Origin of the sequence: Streptomyces sp. NPDC005963 (assembly GCF_040638655.1) — a bacterium.
GTDB lineage: Bacteria > Actinomycetota > Actinomycetes > Streptomycetales > Streptomycetaceae > Streptomyces.
The window spans coordinates 111,616-131,948 of record NZ_JBEXVD010000022.1; the positions used below are offsets into that span (position 1 = coordinate 111,616).

The 20,333-nt window shown below is 69.7% G+C and carries 21 protein-coding genes, 3 tRNA genes and 1 pseudogene; 7 read left to right on the forward strand and 18 right to left on the reverse strand.

Features of this window, described 5'->3' with window-relative positions:
* Positions 1–17 precede the first annotated feature (17 nt).
* From ABZ348_RS25595 to ABZ348_RS25630, 8 genes and pseudogenes are all read right to left on the reverse strand, one after another.
* Positions 18–1,070 (reverse strand): annotated as a pseudogene (locus tag ABZ348_RS25595) (UDP-N-acetylmuramate dehydrogenase); the annotation flags it as partial.
* 83 nt (positions 1,071–1,153) lie between these two features.
* On the reverse strand, positions 1,154–2,593 hold the full coding sequence (locus tag ABZ348_RS25600) for a DHA2 family efflux MFS transporter permease subunit (protein ID WP_358936796.1): 1,440 nt from the start codon (positions 2,591–2,593) through the stop codon (positions 1,154–1,156).
* Positions 2,594–2,805: 212 nt separating this feature from the next.
* Entirely contained in the window at positions 2,806–3,456 is a 651-nt protein-coding gene (locus ABZ348_RS25605; protein ID WP_358936797.1) for a TetR/AcrR family transcriptional regulator, read from the reverse strand.
* Positions 3,457–3,585: 129 nt separating this feature from the next.
* Complete coding sequence (locus ABZ348_RS25610) at positions 3,586–4,014, reverse strand: MaoC family dehydratase (RefSeq protein WP_358936799.1); 429 nt, start codon at positions 4,012–4,014, stop codon at positions 3,586–3,588.
* Complete coding sequence (locus ABZ348_RS25615; protein WP_358936801.1) at positions 4,014–4,466, reverse strand: MaoC family dehydratase N-terminal domain-containing protein; 453 nt, start codon at positions 4,464–4,466, stop codon at positions 4,014–4,016. The genes ABZ348_RS25610 and ABZ348_RS25615 overlap by 1 nt, the downstream gene beginning before the upstream one ends.
* 130 nt (positions 4,467–4,596) lie before the next feature.
* Positions 4,597–4,761, reverse strand: a complete 165-nt coding sequence (rpmG, locus tag ABZ348_RS25620; protein ID WP_358936803.1) for a 50S ribosomal protein L33 — start codon at positions 4,759–4,761, stop codon at positions 4,597–4,599.
* Positions 4,762–4,854: 93 nt separating this feature from the next.
* A tRNA-Met gene (locus ABZ348_RS25625) sits at positions 4,855–4,927 on the reverse strand.
* Between the two features lie 46 nt (positions 4,928–4,973).
* A tRNA-Thr gene (locus ABZ348_RS25630) sits at positions 4,974–5,046 on the reverse strand.
* 360 nt (positions 5,047–5,406) lie between these two features.
* On the opposite strand from ABZ348_RS25630, the gene ABZ348_RS25635 reads away from it, so the two are divergent.
* The 4 genes from ABZ348_RS25635 (at position 5,407) to ABZ348_RS25650 (ending at position 8,775) form a co-directional block, all read left to right on the forward strand.
* Positions 5,407–6,627 (forward strand): amidohydrolase family protein, encoded by a 1,221-nt coding sequence (locus ABZ348_RS25635; RefSeq protein WP_358936804.1) that lies wholly within the window; start codon positions 5,407–5,409, stop codon positions 6,625–6,627.
* Between the two features lie 94 nt (positions 6,628–6,721).
* Complete coding sequence (locus tag ABZ348_RS25640) at positions 6,722–7,378, forward strand: NAD(P)H-binding protein (protein WP_358936806.1); 657 nt, start codon at positions 6,722–6,724, stop codon at positions 7,376–7,378.
* A 107-nt stretch (positions 7,379–7,485) separates the two neighbouring features.
* Positions 7,486–7,983 (forward strand): GyrI-like domain-containing protein, encoded by a 498-nt coding sequence (locus ABZ348_RS25645; RefSeq protein WP_358936810.1) that lies wholly within the window; start codon positions 7,486–7,488, stop codon positions 7,981–7,983.
* Positions 7,984–8,169: 186 nt separating this feature from the next.
* Positions 8,170–8,775, forward strand: coding sequence for a hypothetical protein (locus tag ABZ348_RS25650; RefSeq protein ID WP_358936812.1), 606 nt, complete (start codon positions 8,170–8,172; stop codon positions 8,773–8,775).
* A 97-nt stretch (positions 8,776–8,872) separates the two neighbouring features.
* Here the strand turns inward: ABZ348_RS25650 and ABZ348_RS25655 are convergent.
* Positions 8,873–8,954 (reverse strand) — tRNA-Tyr (locus tag ABZ348_RS25655).
* Between the two features lie 192 nt (positions 8,955–9,146).
* Here ABZ348_RS25655 and ABZ348_RS25660 point away from each other — a divergent pair.
* From ABZ348_RS25660 to ABZ348_RS25670, 3 genes are all read left to right on the forward strand, one after another.
* Positions 9,147–9,635, forward strand: coding sequence for a YajQ family cyclic di-GMP-binding protein (locus tag ABZ348_RS25660; protein ID WP_358936814.1), 489 nt, complete (start codon positions 9,147–9,149; stop codon positions 9,633–9,635).
* A gap of 153 nt (positions 9,636–9,788) precedes the next feature.
* Positions 9,789–10,292 carry a methylated-DNA--[protein]-cysteine S-methyltransferase gene (locus ABZ348_RS25665; protein ID WP_358936844.1) on the forward strand — a complete coding sequence of 168 codons (504 nt, stop codon included), beginning with the start codon at positions 9,789–9,791 and terminating at the stop codon, positions 10,290–10,292.
* A gap of 13 nt (positions 10,293–10,305) precedes the next feature.
* The gene (locus tag ABZ348_RS25670) at positions 10,306–10,971 is read left to right on the forward strand and encodes an alpha-ketoglutarate-dependent dioxygenase AlkB (RefSeq protein WP_358936816.1); all 666 of its coding nucleotides are present in this window, start codon (positions 10,306–10,308) and stop codon (positions 10,969–10,971) included.
* An 18-nt stretch (positions 10,972–10,989) separates the two neighbouring features.
* Here the strand turns inward: ABZ348_RS25670 and ABZ348_RS25675 are convergent, their stop codons facing one another.
* The 9 genes from ABZ348_RS25675 to ABZ348_RS25715 all read right to left on the reverse strand — a co-directional run bounded on the left by ABZ348_RS25675 (position 10,990) and on the right by ABZ348_RS25715 (position 20,331).
* Entirely contained in the window at positions 10,990–11,259 is a 270-nt protein-coding gene (locus ABZ348_RS25675; protein ID WP_358936818.1) for a GlsB/YeaQ/YmgE family stress response membrane protein, read from the reverse strand.
* A gap of 392 nt (positions 11,260–11,651) precedes the next feature.
* Entirely contained in the window at positions 11,652–12,044 is a 393-nt protein-coding gene (locus ABZ348_RS25680) for a YccF domain-containing protein (RefSeq protein WP_358936820.1), read from the reverse strand.
* Between the two features lie 2 nt (positions 12,045–12,046).
* Positions 12,047–12,901, reverse strand: a complete 855-nt coding sequence (gene htpX, locus ABZ348_RS25685; protein ID WP_358936821.1) for a zinc metalloprotease HtpX — start codon at positions 12,899–12,901, stop codon at positions 12,047–12,049.
* A 156-nt stretch (positions 12,902–13,057) separates the two neighbouring features.
* The gene (locus ABZ348_RS25690; RefSeq protein ID WP_358936846.1) at positions 13,058–14,668 is read right to left on the reverse strand and encodes an NADH-quinone oxidoreductase subunit N; all 1,611 of its coding nucleotides are present in this window, start codon (positions 14,666–14,668) and stop codon (positions 13,058–13,060) included.
* A complete protein-coding gene (locus ABZ348_RS25695; protein ID WP_358936822.1) occupies positions 14,668–16,248 on the reverse strand; it encodes an NADH-quinone oxidoreductase subunit M in 1,581 nt (526 codons plus the stop codon). The genes ABZ348_RS25690 and ABZ348_RS25695 overlap by 1 nt, the downstream gene beginning before the upstream one ends.
* A gap of 3 nt (positions 16,249–16,251) precedes the next feature.
* A complete protein-coding gene (locus tag ABZ348_RS25700) occupies positions 16,252–18,252 on the reverse strand; it encodes an NADH-quinone oxidoreductase subunit L (protein WP_358936824.1) in 2,001 nt (666 codons plus the stop codon).
* Positions 18,249–18,638 carry an NADH-quinone oxidoreductase subunit NuoK gene (gene nuoK, locus ABZ348_RS25705; protein ID WP_358936826.1) on the reverse strand — a complete coding sequence of 130 codons (390 nt, stop codon included), beginning with the start codon at positions 18,636–18,638 and terminating at the stop codon, positions 18,249–18,251. The genes ABZ348_RS25700 and nuoK overlap by 4 nt, the downstream gene beginning before the upstream one ends.
* The gene (locus ABZ348_RS25710) at positions 18,638–19,537 is read right to left on the reverse strand and encodes an NADH-quinone oxidoreductase subunit J (RefSeq protein WP_358936848.1); all 900 of its coding nucleotides are present in this window, start codon (positions 19,535–19,537) and stop codon (positions 18,638–18,640) included. The genes nuoK and ABZ348_RS25710 overlap by 1 nt, the downstream gene beginning before the upstream one ends.
* Positions 19,537–20,331: a 4Fe-4S binding protein gene (locus ABZ348_RS25715; protein ID WP_358936828.1), complete on the reverse strand. Its 795-nt coding sequence runs from the start codon at positions 20,329–20,331 to the stop codon at positions 19,537–19,539. Before ABZ348_RS25715 ends, ABZ348_RS25710 begins: the two co-directional genes overlap by 1 nt.
* Between the last annotated feature and the right edge of the window lie 2 nt (positions 20,332–20,333).

Genomic DNA, 20,333 nt, shown 5'->3' on the forward strand with positions numbered 1-20,333 from the left:
GCGCCCTCGTCGGAGCCGAGGCTGACGCCGACGGTCACCGGCTCGTTGACGAGGGTGATCCCGAAGGCGTCCTCCACTCCGGCGACGACCTCGCGGGCGAGGGCGAGCAGATCGTCGGTGGTGGCCGCGCCCCGGTTGGTGAGCGCGAGGGTGTGCTTGGTCGAGATGCGGGCCGGGCCGCTGCCGTACCCCTTGGTGAAGCCGGCGCGGTCGATCAGCCAGGCCGCTGAGGTCTTGGTGCGTCCGTCGCCGGCGGGATAGGCGGGCGGGGCGACCTCGTCCCCGAGGCGTTCGCGGACGCGGTCGAGGAAGGCCGTGTACTGCGCGGCGCTCAGGATCGGATTGGTGAAGAAGGACCCCGCCGACCAGGTGTCGTGGTCCTCGGGGTCAAGGACCATGCCCTTGCCCGCGCGCAGCTTCAGCACCGCGCGCCGGGCCTCGGCGAGATCGGCGCGCTCGCCAGCCTCGACACCAAGGAGCCGGGCCGTCTCCGCGTACCGAATGGGAGCGGAGAGCCCGCCGGTCTCCTCCAGTCGGAAGCGGACCCTCAGCACGACGTAGCGGTCGGGGTGTTCCTTAAAGCGGCTGTGGCGGTAGGAGAAGGCGCATTCGGTGTTGGTGAGGGTGACCGTACGGTCCTCGTGCCGGTCGTAGGCGACGACCTCGGTGATGGTGGAGGAGACCTCCTGGCCGTACGCGCCGACGTTCTGGATCGGGGTCGCGCCGGCGGAACCGGGGATGCCGGCCAGGCATTCGATGCCGGCCAGACCCTCGGAGACGGTGCGGGTCACCGCATCCGTCCAGATCTCGCCCGCGGCGAGCTCCAGTTCGGGGCCGTCGAGTCGGAACCCGCGGGTGGCGATGCGCAGGGCCGTTCCCTCGAAGCCCTTGTCCCCGATGACCAGATTGCTGCCGCCACCGATGATCAGCAGCGGGGTGCCGGTGGTGTCCGCTTCCCTGACGGCCGCGACCACCTCGTCATCCGTGGTGGCCGTCAGGAGCCGGGTGGCGGGGCCGCCGAGCCGGAAGGTGGTCAGGGGGGCGAGGGGGGCATCGTGGAGTTCCTGCACGGGACCAGGGTACGGGCCCGGCGTGCGCCTTCCGGGGGTGCGGCTCCCTGTGGCAGGAGCCGCGCCCCCGGAGACGCGGCGGGTCAGACGGTGGCCGTCGGGCGGGCCGGTGTACGGGCCGACGGGATCCCGTCCTGGGTGGAGTTCGTCCGTCCGTCCATTAGGAACGCGGCGACCGCACCGATGGCCACGGCACCGGCACCGATCCAGAGCGCCGGCACAATGCCGTCCGTGAACGTCCACGGAGTGCCGTAGCCGCCTTGCGCGGCGAACACCGCTCCCAGGGATGCGACGCCCAGCGCTCCGCCGACCTCCCGGAGGGCGTTGTTGGCTCCGGACGCCATGCCCTGTTCGGCGGGCTGCACGCTGGACATGACCAGACTGGCGGCGGGTGCGAAGAAGAGCGCCATGCCGAAGCCGCCGACGATCTGTGCGGGCAACATGGCCGCGTACGACATCCCGGGTTCCAGGACCAGTGCGAAGAGTGCGAGGCCGAGCGACTGGAAGGTGAGGCTCGCGATGACGATGGGCCGGCCGCCGATCCGGTCCGAGAAGTACCCGGCGAGCGGTGCGACGAGGAGCGGCATCCCGGTCCACGGCAGCATCCGCAGGCCGGCCTCGGTGGGCGAGTAGCCGAGGACGCTCTGCATGTACTGGCTGAGGAGGAAGATCGATCCGAACATCCCCAGGAACATCAACAGGCTCGCCGCGTTGACCCCGGCGAACGTCCGGTCGCGGAACAGTCGCATCGGGAGCATGGGGTGTCGGCTGACGCTGCCGTGGCGGACGAACGCCAGCAGGAGTGCGGTGCCCACGGTCGCGCTGGTGAGGACTCCGGCGCTGGTCCAGCCGTCCGTGTGCCCGTTGACCAGGGCGTAGACGACTCCGAACAGACCGCCGCTCACCAGCAGGGTGCCGGGGACGTCGAGCCGGGGGTCAGGTGCGTGGGACTCCTTCAGCCGTAGCCGGGCGAGAGGCAGGAGGACCAGGCCGATCGGCACATTGAGCCAGAAGATCCACTGCCAGGAGATGTGTTCGGTGAGACTGCCGCCGATGAGCGGGCCGCTGGCCACCGCCACCCCCGTCACCGCGCCCAGGACGCCCAGGGCCGCGCCCCGCCGTGCGGGCGGGACGGCGACCGTGAGCAGGGTGAGGGCCAGCGGCATCATGATCGCGGCGCCGACGCCCTGCACCGCGCGGGCGGCGATCAGGGAGTCGATACCGGGGGCGAGGGCGGCTCCGGCGGAAGCCGCGGTGAAGATCGACAGTCCGATGGTGAAGAGCCGGCGGCGGCCGAATCGGTCACCGAGCGCCGCCCCGAACAGCAGCAGCACGGCGAAGGTGAGGGTGTAGGCGCTCACCGTCCATTCCAGGTCCGCCAGCGCCCCGCCGAGGTCTTCGCGGATCGCGGGCAGTGCGGTGGTGACGACGAGGTTGTCGAGGGCGGCCATGAAACTGGCCGCGCTCGTGATGACGATGGCCCAGGTGGTGCCGCCCCGACCTGCCGATGGTGGTTGGTTCACTACTTCCCCCTAAATTAGTAATTGATCACTAACTTTTCTGGGCAGAAAACTCCCCGCCCGGCAGCGAGCCCGGGCGAGGGGTGCCCCTTGCCATGCGAGTTCCAAAAGATCCGGACGGAAAGGTCAGATCGCCAGACCTCGGCGGCAGCTGGTCACGGTGCGTCACCGCTCTGCGGTCTGGCAACGGCGGAGCGAGCGCCCAACGGAACCCCTCACGCCGGGAGGGCGTCACAGGCCCCGGCGGTCGACGCTCCTGCGGACTCGTCCGGTTGTCGACCGTCTTCCTCCCGGCCCTGTTCGTGGCCGTCCGGCGTCTGCTGGGGAAACTGTCCGCCGAAGCCGGCCCACACCCGGTGCCCCCCGGGAAATCCCAGGGTCGCCAGCGTATTGATCAACATGCCGGAGCTCATGAACTCGGTGGTGGCCTCCAGGTCGCCCCCGAACGCGAGGGACGCGCGGTCCCAGATCGCGACCCACTCGCCGCGGATCAACTCACCGAACTCATGATCGCCCGCCGCCTCGGCCGAAGCCACGGCGACGTACGTCTGCATCTGCATCAACAGCCGCTCGTGATCGTCGAGAAGCCCTAGATACGCCTCCGCCATCACATCCTTCGGAGGGGCGTCGGGCCGCTCGGCCAGGGCGCCGGAGAACGCGGTGACGGTCTCTTCGAGACAACGCACGCTCGCAGCCAGGAACAACTCCCGCTTGTTCTTGAAGAGGCGGAACAGATACGGCTGCGAGACACCGACCCGCTTGGCGATGGCCTCGGTGGAGGTGCCGGCATAGCCGCCCATCGCGAACTCGCTGATCGCCGCCCGGACGACGCTCTCGCGCCGCTCCTCTGCGCTCATCCTGGCCATAACCAGTAAGTTAGTGACCAATCACTAAGCTCGTCAACCGTTCACGTGATCCGGCGGCCGGGGCTCCGCATGGATCAGGGGCGCCCCTCCCGTATGGAAGGACGCCCCTGATGGAACCGCACATCGGTCTCAGGCGAGCTGCACCACGGCGCGGGACATGGTCAGAACCTTCTCACCGGCGCTCGTCGCGATCAGGTCGACGCGTACCCGACGGTCCTCCAGCAGGGCCGCGACCTTGCCACCGACCTCGATCACAGCGCCCTTCTCGTCGTTCGGCACCACGACGGGCTTGGTGAAACGGACGCTGTACTCCACCAGCGCGCCCGGGTCCCCGGTCCAGTCGGTCACCACGCGGGCGGCCTCGGCCATGGTGAACATGCCGTGGGCGATCACATCCGGAAGCCCGACCTCGACGGCGAACTTCTCGTTCCAGTGGATCGGATTGAAGTCCCCGGAAGCACCCGCGTACCGAACCAGAGTGGCGCGATCCACGGGAAAGCTCCGCACCGGCAGCTCGGTGCCGACCTCGACGTCGTCGTAAGAGATCCTCGCCGTCATCACGCCTCCTCGGCGGCGCGCGCCACCAGCTTGGTCCACGCGGTCACCACGTGCTCACCGGCCTCGTCGCTCACCTCGCCGCGAATGTCGACGACCTCATTGCCCGCCAGCGTCTTGATGCTCTCGATGGTGGAGACGACGGTCAGCCTGTCCCCCGCCCGCACCGGCCTGGCATACGCGAAACGCTGCTCCCGGTGCACCACGCGGGCGTAGTCGAGACCCAGCAGCGGGTCCTGGACGACGGCCTCGGCGGCCCGGAAACTGATCGCGAAGACAAAGGTCGGCGGGGCGATCACATCGGGGTATCCAAGCGCCTTCGCGGCCTCCTGGTCGACGTACACGGGATTGTCGTCCCGCACCGCCTCGGCGAACTCGCGGATCTTTTCCCGGCCGACCTCATAGGGCGAGGTGGGCGGATAGGTCCGCCCCACGAAGGACTGGTCGAGCGCCATGAACTGGCTCCCTCCTGACAGATTTGACCATTCTGATCAACGGCCCGAGTTATCGGGACGCCGGGCCGTCGCAACAAATGCCACGAGGCCGCCCCCGAAAAAAGGGGGCGGCCTCGTGGGACGAACCTGATCAGCGCGTCTCGCGATGCGCAGTGTGCGCCTTGCAGCGCATGCAGTGCTTCTTGAGCTCAAGACGGTCCGGGTTGTTACGCCGGTTCTTCTTGGTGATGTAGTTCCGCTCCTTGCACTCCACGCAGGCCAGCGTGATCTTCGGGCGGACGTCGGTGGCAGCCACGTGAGTGCTCCTTGGACGGACTTAAACGACAGAGGTTGAACGCATAAAAGAGTAGCCGATCGGAGGACCGACCCCACAATCGGCTACTGTGTGTAGCGGTGACCGGACTTGAACCGGTGACACAGCGATTATGAGCCGCTTGCTCTACCGACTGAGCTACACCGCTGCGATATCGGATCACCTCGCCCGAAGGCGAGGATCCCCGACATCAGAGCCCCAATACGGAATCGAACCGTAGACCTTCTCCTTACCATGGAGACGCTCTACCGACTGAGCTATTGGGGCGAGCGATGAAGACATTACACGGTCGCCCGCCGATCGCCCAAATCCGTTTCGTCGCCTGATGGCTGCGGCGACCGCTTTGCTCTTCCGGACCCTCGGTGGCCCCTTCCCGCGCCCTTGCAACGGCCCCCTCGAAGCCCACTGCGGCCCCCTGTGCACGCGACCTCCGTCCGACCGCACATCGGTGCTTCCACCAGCGCTCCGTCCGGGACGCCCCCGGTGTCGACCCTGCGTACGGCCGCACCAGTACGACTATTCCGCTCTTCCCCGAAGCCCGCGGCCATCGCCCCTAGGCTCGTCTCACGCTGTGTGATCTTCCCCCCGCTCACACGCCCGAGCCCCGACCTCCCCCGCAGGAGCGCGATGCCCGACAGCCAGCCGCAGCCACCCGGCGGCGCCACCGCTGACACCACCGCGCTGCTGCTCTGCGGCGCCCGGCTGACGGACGGCCGCACCGTCGACGTACGGCTCGGCGGCGGGCGGATCGAGGCGGTCGGCACCGCGGGCAGCCTCACCCCGCACTGCGCCCGGGTGGACCTCAGCGGCTATCTGCTCCTCCCCGCTCCCGCCGAACCGCACTCCCACGGCGACACGGCACTCAGCGCCGACCCGCCCGGCCCGGTCTCGTACGAGACGCAGGAAGTCCAACGGCGGGCCACCGAGGCCGCCCTGCTCCAACTGGGACACGGGGCGACGGCCCTGCGCTCCCACGTACGGATCGGAGACGTGCACGGGCTCGGCCCGCTGGAGGCCGTGTTGCAGGCCAGGCGCTCCCTACGGGGGTTGGTCGACCTGACCACCGTGGCCGTGCCGCGGCTGCTGACCGGAGTGGCGGGTTCGGACGGTCTGGCGATGTTGAGGGACGCCGTGAAGATGGGCGCGGCCGTGGTGGGCGGCTGCCCCGACGCCGACCCCGATCCGACCGGCTATGTGGAAGCGGTCCTGGAAGTGGCCGCCGAGCACGGCTGTCCGGTCGACCTCCACACCCACGGCGACGACCCGGCCCGGCTCGCACGCCTCGCGGCGATGGCCGGCGGTCTGCGCACGGGTGTGGCGATCGGGCCCTGCGCGGGACTGGCCCGACTGCCGCGCGCCGTGGCCTCCAGGGCGGCCGACCAACTCGCGGCGTCCGGGGTCACGGTGATCTGTCTCCCCCAGGGCGGCTGCGGAGCGATGGAGCAGCGCGGGACCGCACCCGTACGGCTGCTGCGGGCGGCCGGCGTACGGGTGGCGGCCGGGAGCGGCGCCCTGCGGGACGTCGCCAATCCGGTGGGGCGAGGCGACCCGCTGGAGGCCGCCTATCTCTTGGCCTCCCAGGCAGGGTTGCGGGCTGGTGACGCCTATGCGGCCGTGGCGACGGGTGCGCGCGAGGCGATGGGGCTGCCGGAAGTGCGGGTGGAGGCCGGATTTCCGGCCGAGTTGCTCGCCGTGCGGGGGGAACGGCTCTCGGCCGTACTGTCCCTCGCGTACAGCAGGATCGTCATCCACCGCGGCCGGGTGGTGGCCCGGACGAGCGCGGTACGGGAGTACTGCGACTCCGCGGTGGCCGTGGCGCTCGAACTGCCACGCCAGGGGCGCCCCTGACCACCTGCACACGACGGAAGGAGCCGGCCGTCGTTCACTCCGCGGCCACCGCACTGTCGGGCGCAGGGCGGGCTTCGGACGTACGGTCGTAGACATGCGCATTGTGATTGCTGGAGGACACGGACAGATCGCGCTCCGACTGGAGCGGCTGCTCTCGGCAGGCGGACATGAAGTCGCGGGCATCATCCGCAACCCCGACCACAGCGCCGACCTGCGCGACGCGGGGGCGGAACCCGTCGTGCTCGACCTGGAGTCGGCGTCCGTCGCCGAGGTCACCGAGGTGCTGAAGGGCGCGGACGCCGCAGTCTTCGCAGCGGGCGCGGGGCCGGGCAGCGGGGTCGCCCGCAAGGACACGGTGGACCGGGCCGCCGCGGTGCTCTTCGCGGACGCCGCCGAGCAGGCGGGCGTCCGCCGCTATCTCATCGTCTCGGCGATGGGTGCGGACTCCTCGCACCCCGGGAGCGAAGTCTTCGACGCCTATCTGCGGGCGAAGGGTGCGGCCGACGACGACGTACGGGCGCGGCCCCGCCTCGCCTGGACGATCCTGCGCCCCGGCATGTTGACCAGCGACGCCGGTACGGGTCTGGTGGAACTCAAGGCGTCGACGGGCAGGGGCCCGGTGCCGCGTGACGACGTGGCCGCCGTACTGGCGGAACTGGTCGAGACGCCGGGCACGGCCGGGTTGACGTTGGAGTTGATCAGCGGATCGGTACCGGTGGTGGTCGCCGTGAAGGACATCGCCGGCAACTGAGCCCGGCCCGTGCGATGAGTCCGGCCGTCGAACGGTCCCACTCCCGCGGGGAGTCGTCGTTTCCGAACGCCCTGCCGCCCTGCTTCCCTACTGCCTGAGGTATCGCCATGTCTGATGTGACTCCCGTGGTCGTCGAACGGACCGAGCAGCCGTACGCCTTCATCCGCGGCTCGGTCCGGATGGACTCCTTCGACCGGATCGCCGACCGACTGGGCGAGCTGATCGGGTGGCTGACGGCCCATGACGCGGAGTTCGCGGGGGCGCCGTTCTTCCGCTACAACACCTTCGACCTGGAGGGCGAGTCGGAGGTCGAGGCGGGCATCCCCGTGGTGTCCCGACCGGAGCCGGAGGGCGACATCCGCGTCGGCACGCTGCCCGCGGGGCGCTATGCCACGCTCACGCATGTCGGCCACCCGGACGGGCTGTTCGAGGTCGCCGACGCGCTGCGTTCCTGGGCCGCTCGCGAGGGTCTGGAGTGGGACATGGCAGAGGTGGCGGGGGCGGAGCGCTGGGGTTGTCGCCTGGAGTCGTATCTCACCGACCCCCGGGTGCAGCCGGACCTGAACAAATGGGTGACCGAGTTGGCCTTCCGTCTCGCGGACTGACCGTCGGCAGTGCCCGTACGCCGGGGCGGGGTCCTTGACTTCGCCCTTGGGTCCTCATCGCGGATCATCCTCGCCACGGGGCGTTCGGGTTCTTCCCGGTGTCCGCCGGCGCGGCCGATCGCCTCCGCACGCCCATCGACGTTGTCATCGAGGCAGTCCGCCGGCTCGACGTCTGAGGAGGCATCGATGAACGAACCGATCCTCGCCCGCCACTGCCTCGCCCTCGCCCTGCCCAAGGCCGCACCGGCCGTCGCCACCTCCACCGTGCTCGTCCTCGGCCGCATCTGGAACGCCAACGGCGCCGAACACTCCGTCGGCGATGCAACCCTCATGGCCCTGCTCGCCGTCGGCGCGGCCACGGCCGGTGCGTTCGCCGCAGTCGGCCGCGGTGGGAACGACGTCATCGCGGGAACGGCGTTCGCCCTGTCCGGTGGGCTCGCCCTCGCGGGCGTCGCGGGATACGCAGACGGGCTGTCACTCCCCCTCCTGCTGTGGGCGCTGGCCACCGTCACGGCGTACGCCCTGTCCGCCCGGCACCGGCGTACGGACCGTCGCACCGCCGTGGCGTGGGAGCACGGCACGATCGAGCGACGGGAGACGCACGCACATGTGGAGCGGGTCGAAGCGCTACGGGCCGGCGCCCGGATCGAGACCGCCCGGGTGGGCGCCGCGTACGCCGAGCAGCTGGCCGCCGCCCTCCTCACCCGTGCCGCGCTCCCCGGCTTCGACCCCGCCGCACTCCACGCCGCCGGCCTGCCCGAACTCCCGGCCGGTTGCACGGACGACCGCTGAGCGCCCCGTCTATCGGGCCATCCGCCTACGACCTTCCCACGCCGACGAAAAAGCCCCCCTGACTGCGTCTCCGCAGATCAGAGGGGCTTTCATCGCGTGGCGGCGCCAGGATTCGAACCTGGGTAGGCTAAGCCGACGGATTTACAGTCCGCTCCCATTGGCCACTCGGGCACACCGCCATGGGATGTCGCCGTGAACGATCCGCTGTAGTGCGGGGTTCCTTGGCGACGACGTAAACGATACCCGATGTCCGGGGGTGCTTCGCCACTGGATTGATCAGCCCTCGGGGCGGGTGCAGGTGGCTAGGCTTGGCCGAGCGGTTCGGGGACTCCGGCCGCCCTCCACGCACCCGATTCAAGGAGCCACAGGACATGGCCGACTCCAGTTTCGACATCGTCTCGAAGGTCGAGCGGCAGGAGGTCGACAACGCCCTCAACCAGACGGCAAAGGAGATCTCCCAGCGCTACGACTTCAAGAACGTCGGGGCGTCGATCGCCTGGTCCGGCGAGAAGATCCTGATGCAGGCGAACTCCGAGGATCGCGTCACCGCGATCCTCGACGTGTTTCAGACAAAGCTGATCAAGCGGGGCATCTCGCTGAAATCGCTGGACGCAGGCGAGCCCCAACTGTCCGGCAAGGAGTACAAGATCTTCGCCTCCATCGAGGAAGGCATCTCACAGGACAACGCCAAGAAGGTGGCGAAGATCATCCGCGATGAGGGACCCAAGGGCGTCAAGGCCCAGGTCCAGGGCGATGAGCTCCGGGTGAGTTCGAAGAGCCGCGATGACCTCCAGGCGGTGCAGGCACTGCTGAAGGGCCAGGACTTCGACTTCGCCATCCAGTTCGTGAACTACCGCTGATCGACCACCGGGGAGCGGGCGGGCCCAGGTCCGCCCGCCCTGGTGCGGGCAGCCGTCATGTCGGATTCCTGCCAGCCGAGATGGGTGCCCACGGCGCAGAATCGTGGTGTGGGGTACTGAACGGACCACGAGTGAGGAGCGCTGATGACCGTGGTGAGGGTGTACACGACCATGGAGAGCCCGGTGGGCGACGTCCTGCTGACGGGCGAAGAATCCGCTTCCGCCCCGGGTGGCACGGCCTTGGCTTCACTGTCGTTGCCCGAGCAGAAGGGCAGGGTGCTCGTACGGTCCGAGTGGCAGCGGTCGGCCACCGCGTTCCATGAGATCGAGCGACAGCTGGAGCGCTACTTCGCCGGTGAGCTGACGGACTTCGCCCTCCAGTACGCCGGGAGCGGGACGGAGTTCCAGCAGCGGGTCTGGCAGGAAGTGGACCGGATCCCCTATGGGACGACGGCCACCTACGGGGAGATCGCCCAGCGGATGGGCGCGTCCCGGATCGCGGTCCGCGCGGTGGGCAGCGCGATCGGACGCAATCCGCTTCTGGTGGTGCGTCCGTGCCATCGGGTGATCGGTTCGGACGGGGCACTGCACGGCTACGCGGCAGGGCTGGGGCGCAAGGAGCACCTGTTGCGGCTGGAAGGCGCGCTGGTGTCATGAACGGCCTCGCCCGATGAGCGGGGACGCCCTGTTCCCCCGCGAACCGGTCGCGCTGGGCCCCGGCGCGGTGCATCTGCCGGGGTGGTTGCCGGTCGAGCGGCAGCGGACGCTGGTGGATGCCTGTCGGGCGTGGGCCCGCGGGCCGGTGCCGCTCAGGCGCACGGCGCTCCCCGGTGGCGGTGTGATGTCGGTGCAGACGGTGTGCCTGGGCTGGCACTGGCTGCCCTACCGCTACAGCCGAACTGCGGACGACGTGAACGGCGCCGAGGTCGCCGCCTTTCCCGACTGGTTGACGGAGTTGGGACGGTCGGCGCTGGTCGCGGCGTATGGCGAGCGGTACGAAGCCTCCGGTTACAACCCCGATGCGGCGCTGGTGAACTTTTACGACGGCGCCGCGCGGATGGGGATGCACCAAGACAAGGAGGAGCACTCCGCCGCTCCGGTGGTGTCGCTGAGCATCGGGGACAGTTGTGTCTTCCGGTTCGGCAACACAGAGGGCCGGGGGCGCCCCTACACCGATGTGGAGTTGGGGTCCGGAGACCTCTTCGTCTTCGGCGGACCCGCGCGTTTTGCCTACCACGGTGTGCCGAAGGTGTACCCGGGCACCGGTGACCCGGCGACGGGGATGAGCGGCGGCCGGTTGAACATCACCTTGCGGGAGACGGGGCTCGCCGGTTGAGGCAGCCCGGTCCGGGGGTCAGCGCGAGCGCGAGTGGCCGAAGAAGATGCGGTAGACGATCAGCAGCACCAGGGAGCCTCCGATGGCTGCGGCCCAGGTGGCGCCGTCGTAGAACTCGTTGGTGATCGGCCTGTCGAGGAAGCGCGCGGAGATCCAGCCGCCGACGAACGCCCCGACGACGCCGATGATCGTGGTGCCGATGAGCCCGCCGGGGTCGCGCCCGGGAAGCAGGATCTTGGCGACGACCCCGGCCAACAGCCCGAGAACGATCCAGCTGATGATGCCCATGCCCTGAACCTGCCTTCCCTGCGGAACTCGTCGCTCACGCGATGCATAAGTTGTCGCGATGCATGAGTTGTTTTGCGGAGTTCACCATGAGACGCGCATCTTGCACCCGATGGTTGCGATCACCGCGAATGAGTCGATGTGATCCCGTGAAGGTCCATGGGCGATCACCCGTCGCTCCGGCCCTCCTCCTCGATGGGCGTCTGCCCAGCTCACGGATGATCATCCACCGAGAGAGCAGGGGATGTGCGGCCGTTGGGGCCCGTACGCAAGGGCCGCCAGGGCACGGTCGGGGTGGGCGGGCGGCGCGAGGGGTACAGGGAAGGCTGCCTCCGGGGTTGTCCCCCGGTGCGGTGCGCGCCGTGGAGGTGCCGCGGCGGGTGGGCGGACTGTGGTCAGCGGGTGGCGAACGGCTGGTCCGACGGCACGATCTCCTTGCCCAGGGGCAGCAGGGACACCGGGATCAGCTTGAAGTTGGCGATGCCCAGCGGAATGCCGATGATCGTCAGACAGAGCGCTATGCCGGTGACGATGTGGCCGAGCGCCAGCCACCAGCCGGCGAGGATCAGCCAGAGCACGTTCCCCACGCAGGAGGGGGCTCCTGCGTCATGGCGGTCCACGACCGTGTAGCCGAAGGGCCAGAGGGCGTAGACGCCGATGCGGAAGGCGGCCATGCCGAAGGGGATGCCGATGATCGTGATGCAGAGCAGCACACCGGCGAGGAGGTAGCCGAGGAACATCCAGAAACCGCACAGGATGAGCCAGATCACATTCAGGATTGTCTTCATGGTCAGCGACCTGCCATCTGTTCTAGTCGGGCGATCCGCTCCGCCATGGGCGGGTGGGTCGAGAACATCTTGGTCAGGCTCCTGCCCGGCCGGAACGGGTTCGCAATCATCATGTGGCTCGCCGTCTCCAGACGTGGTTCCGGAGGCAGCGGGAGCTGTTTGGTGCCGGCTTCGAGCTTGCGCAGGGCACTCGCCAGAGCCAGCGGGTCGCCGGTCAGCTGGGCGCCGGAGGCATCCGCCTCGTACTCGCGCGAGCGGCTGACGGCGAGCTGGATGATGGAGGCGGCGATCGGCCCCAGGATCATGATCAGCAACATGCCGGCGAGCCCCGGGCCGTCGTCGTCGGAACGGCCCGCCGGGATCAACCACGCGAAGTTCGCCAGGAACATCACGACGGAGGCCAGCGCGCCGGCGACCGAGGAGATCAGGATGTCCCGGTTGTAGACGTGGCTCAGTTCGTGGCCGATGACGCCGCGCAGTTCCCGCTCGTCCAGGATGCGCAGGATGCCTTCGGTGCAGCAGACCGCGGCGTTGCGCGGGTTGCGGCCGGTCGCGAAGGCGTTGGGGGCCTGGGTGGGCGAGATGTAGAGGCGCGGCATGGGCTGTCGGGCGGCGGTCGAGAGCTCACGCACGATGCGGTAGAGCGCAGGTGCCTCGAACTCGCTCACGGGGCGGGCGCGCATCGCCCGCAGGGCGAGCTTGTCGCTGTTCCAGTAGGCGTAGGCGTTGGTACCGAGCGCCACGACCAGCGCGACGAGCAGTCCCGTACGTCCGAAGAAGCTACCGAAGGCGATGATGAGTGCGGACAGTCCCCCGAGGAGTACGGCGGTCTTCAGCCCGTTGTGCCGGCGGTGCACGGTAGGCCCTCCAGGTGGTGCGGCAGGGGAACCCTTGTGATGGTGCTGTGGTGGTGCTCCACTCTCCAGTGGACCCTTCTGTACTGGTCAACGCCAGGCGAAGGGCCCTAGTTCCCTGGTGGGACAAGGCCGCGGACTGAGCCGTACGGGTGAAGGTCAGAACAGGCTGGTGGCTGCGAACCGGAGGACCAGCTGGGGGTAGCCGGAGAGGGCCACGCCCACCACGGCCGTCAGCGCGATCGCCACGGTGACCGCCGTGGGCGTGCGCCGCAGGGCGGGACGTGCGCCCTCCGTGCCCGGCGCGGAGGCCGTCTCGGGGACCGTCTCAGGGGCCGTCTCGGGGGCGCGGAAGAGGATCGCCGTCCAGCGCAGGTAGTAGTAGAGGGCGATCACCACATTGATGCCCATGACGACGGCGAGCCAGCCGAGCCCCGCGTCGACGGCCGAGGAGAAGACGGTCACCTTCGCGAAGAGGCCGATGATGCCGGGGGGCAGACCGGCGAGGCAGAGCAGGAAGAAGCCCAGGGCGAGGGCGGCGAGCGGACGGGTGGAGTGGAGGCCGCGGTAGTCGGAGATCCGGTTCAGCGGATGCGTGCGGGAGACCAGTGCGACCACCGCGAACGCGCCGAGGTTGACCGCCGCGTACATCAGGGCGTACGCGACGGTGGCGCCGATCTGGTCGTCGCTGGAGTAGGCGGCTGCCGCGATCGGGACCAGGATGTATCCGGCCTGACCCACCGATGACCAGGCCAGCAGGCGTACGGCGCTCCAGGGGCGGTCTGCGGACTGGCGCAGGGCGGCCACATTGCCCGCGGTCATGGTGACCGCGGCCAGGACGGCGATCGCGGGACCCCAGACGTCGGCGTACCCGGGGAAGGCGATGACGGTCACCAGGATGAGGCCGGAGAATCCGACCGCCTTGCCGACGACGGACAGATAGGCCGCGATGGGCAGGGGGGCGCCCACATAGGTGTCCGGGACCCAGAAGTGGAAAGGGGCGGCGGCCGTCTTGAAGGCGAAGCCGATCAGGGTGAGCGCGACGCCCGTCTTCGCGAGGGTGTCGAGTTGCCCGGAGACCTCGCCGATCCGGGTGGCGATCTCGGTGAGGTGGAGGCTGCCGGTGGTGCCGTAGACAAAGCTCACACCGAGCAGGGACACGGCCGTGGCGGTGACCGACGAGAGGAAGAACTTCAGCGCCGCCTCGCTGGAGCGACGGTCGCCCCGCTTGAGGCCGACGAGCGCGAAGGCGGGCAGGGAGGCCACTTCGAGCGCCACGATCAGGGTGGCCAGGTCCCGGGATGCGGGCAGCAGCGCGGCCCCGGCGGCCGAGGCGAGCAGCAGGAACCAGAACTCGCCGGCCGGAAGGTCCCGCTCGGTGTCACCGAGCGCCAGCAACGCGGTCAGCAGGGCTCCGCCGAGGACGAGGAGCTGGATCGCGAGGGTGAAGTGGTCCGCGGCGTAGCTACAGGTGTCGGGCGCGGTGGTCAGGCAGAACGTCTGCCGTTCGCCGTCGCTCAGGGGCACCAGGGCGATCAGTGCCGCGATCAGGCCGGCGATGGCCCCGAGGCCGAGCCAGCGCTTGTGGGCGGCGGGCACGAAGAGGTCGGCGACGAGGACGGCCAGCGCCACCACGGCGGTGATCGTCGGCGGGGCGATGGCGACCCAGTCGACCGACTGGACGAGGTTCGGGACGTCCGCCGCCACGGAGGTGAGGGCGCCGGCAGGGCTGCTCGTGGCCGTGATGGTGGAGGGGTCGATGGCCGTGATCACGAGTTGCCTCCTGCGAGGAGCTTCTGCACGGCCGGGTCGGTGAGACCGAGGAGGACAGCGGGCCACAGTCCGGCCAGGACGGTGAGGGCGACCAGCGGGGCCCAGGTGGCGAACTCGTAGCGCTGCACGTCGGCGAAGGGCTCCGTCTCGTGCTTCTGCTGGATCGCCCCCATGCAGACGCGGCGCACCACGATCAGGAGGTAGGCGGCGGTCAGCAGGGTGCCGAAACCGCCGATCGCCATGAAGGTGAGGAAGGCGGGTCGGTTGAGGCCGTCCGCGGGGTCGAAGGCGCCGAACAGGGCGAGCATCTCGCCCCAGAAGCCGGCGAGGCCGGGCAGCCCGAGCGAGGCGACGGCGGCGAAAGCGAGCAGTCCGCCGAGCCGGGGGGCACGGCCGTAGAGGGCAGCGCCCGTGGCGCCGGCAAGCGTGTCGAGGTCAGCCGTGCCGTAACGGTCCTTGAGCGCTCCGACGAGGAAGAACAGCAGGCCGGTGATCAGTCCGTGGGCGATGTTCGCGAAGAGGGCACCGTTGACTCCGGTGGGGGTCATGGTGGCGATGCCGAGCAGGACGAAGCCCATGTGACCGACGGAGGAGTACGCGATCAGTCGCTTGAGGTCGCCGCCCGCACCCTGTTTGGCCAGCGCGAGACAGGCCAGGGAGCCATAGATGATGCCGACGACGGCGAAGGCGGCGAGATAGGGCGCGAAGGTCTGCATCCCGTCGGGTGCGATCGGCAGGACGATGCGGACGAAGCCGTAGGTGCCCATCTTGAGCATGACGCCGGCCAGCAGCACCGAACCGACGGTGGGGGCTGCGGTGTGGGCGTCGGGGAGCCAACTGTGGAGGGGCCACATCGGGGTCTTCACTGCGAGGCCGATGCCGATCGCGAGTACGGCGATGAGCTGCGTGGATGCGGTAAGGCCCCGGCCGTTGTCAGTGGCGAGTGCCACCATGTCGAAGGTGCCGGTCTTCAGCCCGATCAGCAGCAGGCCGAGCAGCATGACCACGGAGCCGAGCAGCGTGTAGAGGATGAACTTCCAGGCGGCGGCCCGCCGTTCGCCACCGCCCCACCGGGCGATGAGGAAGTACATCGGGATGAGAACCATCTCGAAGGCGAGGAAGAAGAGCAGGAGGTCGAGGACGGCGAAGGTCGCCAGCGTCCCCGATTCGAGGACGAGCAGCAGGGCGACGAACGCCTTCGGGGAGGGGCCCGAAGGCATCTTGAAGTAGCTGTAGAGCGCGCAGAGGAAGGTCAGGAGCGCGGTGAGGACGACCAGGGGGAGGGAAATGCCGTCGACACCGAGGTGGATGCGCACGTCGAGTGCCGCGATCCAACTGATGTCCGTCGTGGCCTGCATCCTCGACGGCTGGTCATGGTCGAACCCGATGGTGAGAATGACCGCCGCGATCAGGATCGCACCGGTGACGGTGACGCCGTGGCGTAGGACCGCCTGGTCGGGGCTGGTTCCGCGCAGTCCGGGCGGGGCGGGCAGCAGTGCTGCTACGGCGCCCAGCAGTGGCGCGACGATGATGAACGCGAGAAGGAACTGCATCACGGACTCGCTGATATCGATCACGGCTCACGATCCCGCGTTGGCATGGGAGAGGACGACGGCGGCGATCACCAGGACGACGGAGCCCGCCAGCAGTGCGCTGAGGTAGGTCTGCACATTGCCGGTCTGGGCACGCCGGACGAGTTGGCCGAGCCAGTTGGTGCCCGTGGCCGCTCCGCGCACATAGGTGTCGACGACCTCGCGGTCGAGGAAGCGGACCAGGTCGGCGCCTGCTTGGACGGGCCGTACGAACAGGACGTGGTAGACGGCGTCGAGGTGGAAGCCGGTGGCCGCGTGGCGGTGCAGTGGGCCGAGGAGGATCCGACCGGGGTCGGTGGGGTCGGCTGCGCTCGCGATGTCCCCGAAGACGGGCGTGTGGGTGGTGATGGCTTCCGCTTCGGTGGCCGCGGGGGATGCGTCGGGGTGTGCCGCCACCGCTCCCATGGGCGTACGGGTCGCCAGGGTGCGGCGGGTGCGCCAGGCGGCGTAGGTGATCAGACCGCCGATGAGGGAGAGACCGACGCCGAGGACGGCGGTGACGACGGTGGGCGCGAGGCTGTGCCCGTCGAACCAGTCGTCGAAGTAGCCGTAGGTCAGTCCGAAACCCAAGGAGGGGACGGCCAGGACCCAGAGCACCCCGGTCATGGGGAGGGGTTCGCGTCCGTGGTCGGGCGCGTCGGCGCCTTGACCGCGGAAGGCCAGCAGCCAGAGGCGGGCCGCGTAGGCGGCGGTGAGGAGTGCGGTGACCAGACCGGCGATCAGGACGGTCCAGCCGGCGGCGCCCGGTGCGGTGGTGGATTCGCGCAGCGCCGTGTGCTCGGCGGCGACGAGGACGGCTTCCTTGGAGAAGAAGCCGGCGAAGGGCGGGATCGCGGCGAGGGCGAGGAGGGCGATGGTCATCGTCCAGTAGGCGTCCGGGATGCGCCGTGCGAAGCCGCCCATCCGGGACATCGCGGCGAGCGAGTTGGTGCCGGCGGCATGGATGACAACGCCTGCCGCGAGGAACAGCAGCGCCTTGAAGGCGCCGTGCGAGATGAGGTGGAAGACCGCGGCTCCACGGTCGGCGACGGCGAGGGCGCCCGCCATGTAGCCGAGTTGTCCGATGGTGGAGTAGGCGAGGACGCGTTTGATGTCGTCCTGCGCCAGGGCAGCGAGCGCCGAGCCGACCATGGTGACGGCCGCCATGACGGCGAGCACGGTCAGCGCGGCGGCGGAGGCGGCGAAGAGGGGCAGCAGCCTGGCCACGAAGTAGATGCCGGCCGCGACCATCGTCGCGGCGTGGATCAGCGCGGAGACGGGGGTGGGGCCGGCCATGGCGTCGGGCAGCCAGGTGTGCAGCGGGAACTGGGCCGATTTGCCCGCGACGCCGGCCAGGAGCAGCAGCGCGATCAGGGTGGGGTGGTCGATGCCGCCCGCCGCGACCGCGTCGAGGATGCCGGTGATCCGGAAAGTCCCGGCATCGGTGGCCAGGGCGAACAGGCCGATGAGGAAGGGGACGTCACCGAGCTTGGTGACCAGGAACGCCTTCAGGGAGGCGGCACGCGCCTCGGGCGTCTCCCAGTAGTGGCCGACGAGGAAGTACGAGCAGATGCCCATGATCTCCCAGCCGACCAGAAGCACCATGAGATCGCCGGAGTAGACGACCAGGAGCATCGCGGCGGTGAACAGCGAGACCAGGGCCGCGTACGACGCGTAGCGCGGATCGTCGCGGAGGTAGGCCGTGGAGTAGATCTGCACGCAGGAGGCGACCAGCCCGACGAGTACGGCGACCAGGGCCGCGAAGCCGTCGATGTGCAGGGCCAGGTCGATGGGGACCGAGCCGGTCGGCGTGAGCTGGGTGGCCGCGTCGATCGCCTTGTCGCCGCCTTGGCGGACGGCGACGGCGACGGCGAGAGCGGTTGCGGCCAGCGGAGGCAGGACCGCCAGCGGCCGGACGAATCCGGGGGCGGTCCGGCCGAGGAGCAGTCCGGCCGCCGCACCCAGGAAGGGAAGGAGGGGGACGAGGACGGCAAGGGTCGTGGTGGTCACGCGGTGGCCTCAGCCTTCTGCGCCGGGGAGGCCGTGTCCGGGTCGGCGGTGTCGGCGGTTTCGGCGGTGTCGTCTTCGTGGCCTTCGGCGGTGTCGCGGAGACGGTCGATGTCCGAGGTGCCGCGGTTGCGGTAGACCATCAGGACGATCGACAGTCCGATGCCGATCTCGGCGGCGGCGATGGCGATGGTGAAGAGGGTCAGGGCCTGGCCGCCGTGGAGGGCGTCGCGCAGCCAGACGTCGAAGGCGACGAGGTTCAGATTGACGGAGTTGAGCATCAGCTCAACGGACATCAGGACCAGGATCGCGTTGCGTCGGGCCAGTACGCCGTACAGGCCGACGCAGAAGAGGAGGGCCGCGAGGACCGCGGGATAGGCGAGGTGCATCAGCTCTCTCCCTCGGGTGCCGTCGCGGGTGCGCTGCCGGGCTTGTCGGACGACGGGCCGGGGGCGGGTGCACCGGGGCTCGGGGCGGTGCCGGGGGCGTCCGCGGTATCGGCCGAGGGCCCCGGGGTGGAGCCGGACGGCCCGGTGGAGGCGGGCCGGTCGGCCGCAGAAGCCGGTGAGGTCGCCGAGGTCGGCTCCGTGGCCGGGGCGGTGGTCGCCGTGGCCGCCTTCGCCCTGCCGGCCGGGGTGGCGGAGCTCCCCGCGGGGCTCGTACGAGGACGAGGACGAGGACCAGGCCGGGCGGCGGGCTGCGGGGTGGGGTCCTGGCCCCGCTTGCGCGAGAGGACGATCGCGCCGACGAGGGCGGCGAGGAGGAGCACCGAGAGCGCTTCGAAGGGCAGTACCCAGTGCCGGAAGAGGATCGAGCCGGTCACCGATGTGGTGCCTTGGGGGGCTCCGTCCAGATCGATCCAGGTCGCGCGGAACGCATCGACGACGACCCAGACCAGCGCGACCGCCGCGGTCCCCGCCACACCGAGGGCGACCAGCCGGTTTCCGGAGTCGGCGTCCGGGGACCGCCCGATGGGCGCCTTGGTGAGCATCAGCCCGAAGAGGAGGAGGACGACGACGGAACCGACGTAGATGAGGACCTGGACCCAGGCGATGAACTCGGCCGTCAGCAGGAGGTACTCGACGGCGAGGCCGCCAAGGGTCACCACCAGCCATAGGGCGGCGTGCACGAGTTGCTTGGTGGTGACGGTCATGACGGCCGCGCCGAGCGTGACCAGTCCGACGAGGAGGAAGGCGATCTCCACACCGGTCGGGGACAGGAAGCCCTGCGCTTCGGCCGCTCGGGTCGTTGCCGCGGCCGTGGCGGTCGCCGTGGTGGCGGTGAACATCATTGCGGGCCTCCTGCGCCCTCGGGCGGGGTGGCGGGCCCGGGGCGACCTTGGGCACTCGGGTCTTGCGTGTTCGGGTCTTCGGAGGCGGAATCACCGGGCGACGGGGCGGATGACGAGCCGGGTGCGTCGGCGCCCTCCGGACCGGACTGCGCCTCCGGACCGGACTGCGCCTGCGGGCCCGACTTCGCTTCCGGGCCGGACTGCACCTGTGCGTCGTCCTGCTGCCCCTCGGCAGCTTGTTGCGCTGCCTGGGCCCGTGCTGCTTCCTCGGCCGCGGCGAGCTTCTCGGCGGTCTTGCGGGCCGCCGCGATCTCCTTCGGCTCCTCGGCCCCGGGATCGAGGGCGGGCGGTGCGGGGACCGTCCACATCCACTCGCGGAGCTTGTCGCGCTCGTGCGTCAGTTCGCGGATGTCGGTCTCCGCGTACTCGAACTCCGGCGACCAGAACAACGCGTCGAAGGGACAGACCTCGATGCAGATCCCGCAGTACATGCAGAGGGAGAAGTCGATGGCGAACCGATCGAGGACATTGCGGCTGCGCTCGCGGCCACCGGGGGTGGTGGCCGGGACGGTCTCCTTGTGGGAGTCGATGTAGATGCACCAGTCGGGGCATTCACGGGCGCAGAGCATGCAGACCGTGCAGTTCTCCTCGAACAGTCCGATCACGCCGCGCGTACGGGGCGGGAGGTCGGGCTGCACCTCGGGGTACTGCGCGGTGACGGTCTTCTTCGTCATCGTGCGGAGGGTGACGGCAAGCCCCTTGGCGAGGCCGGAGCCGGGAATCGGCGCCATGA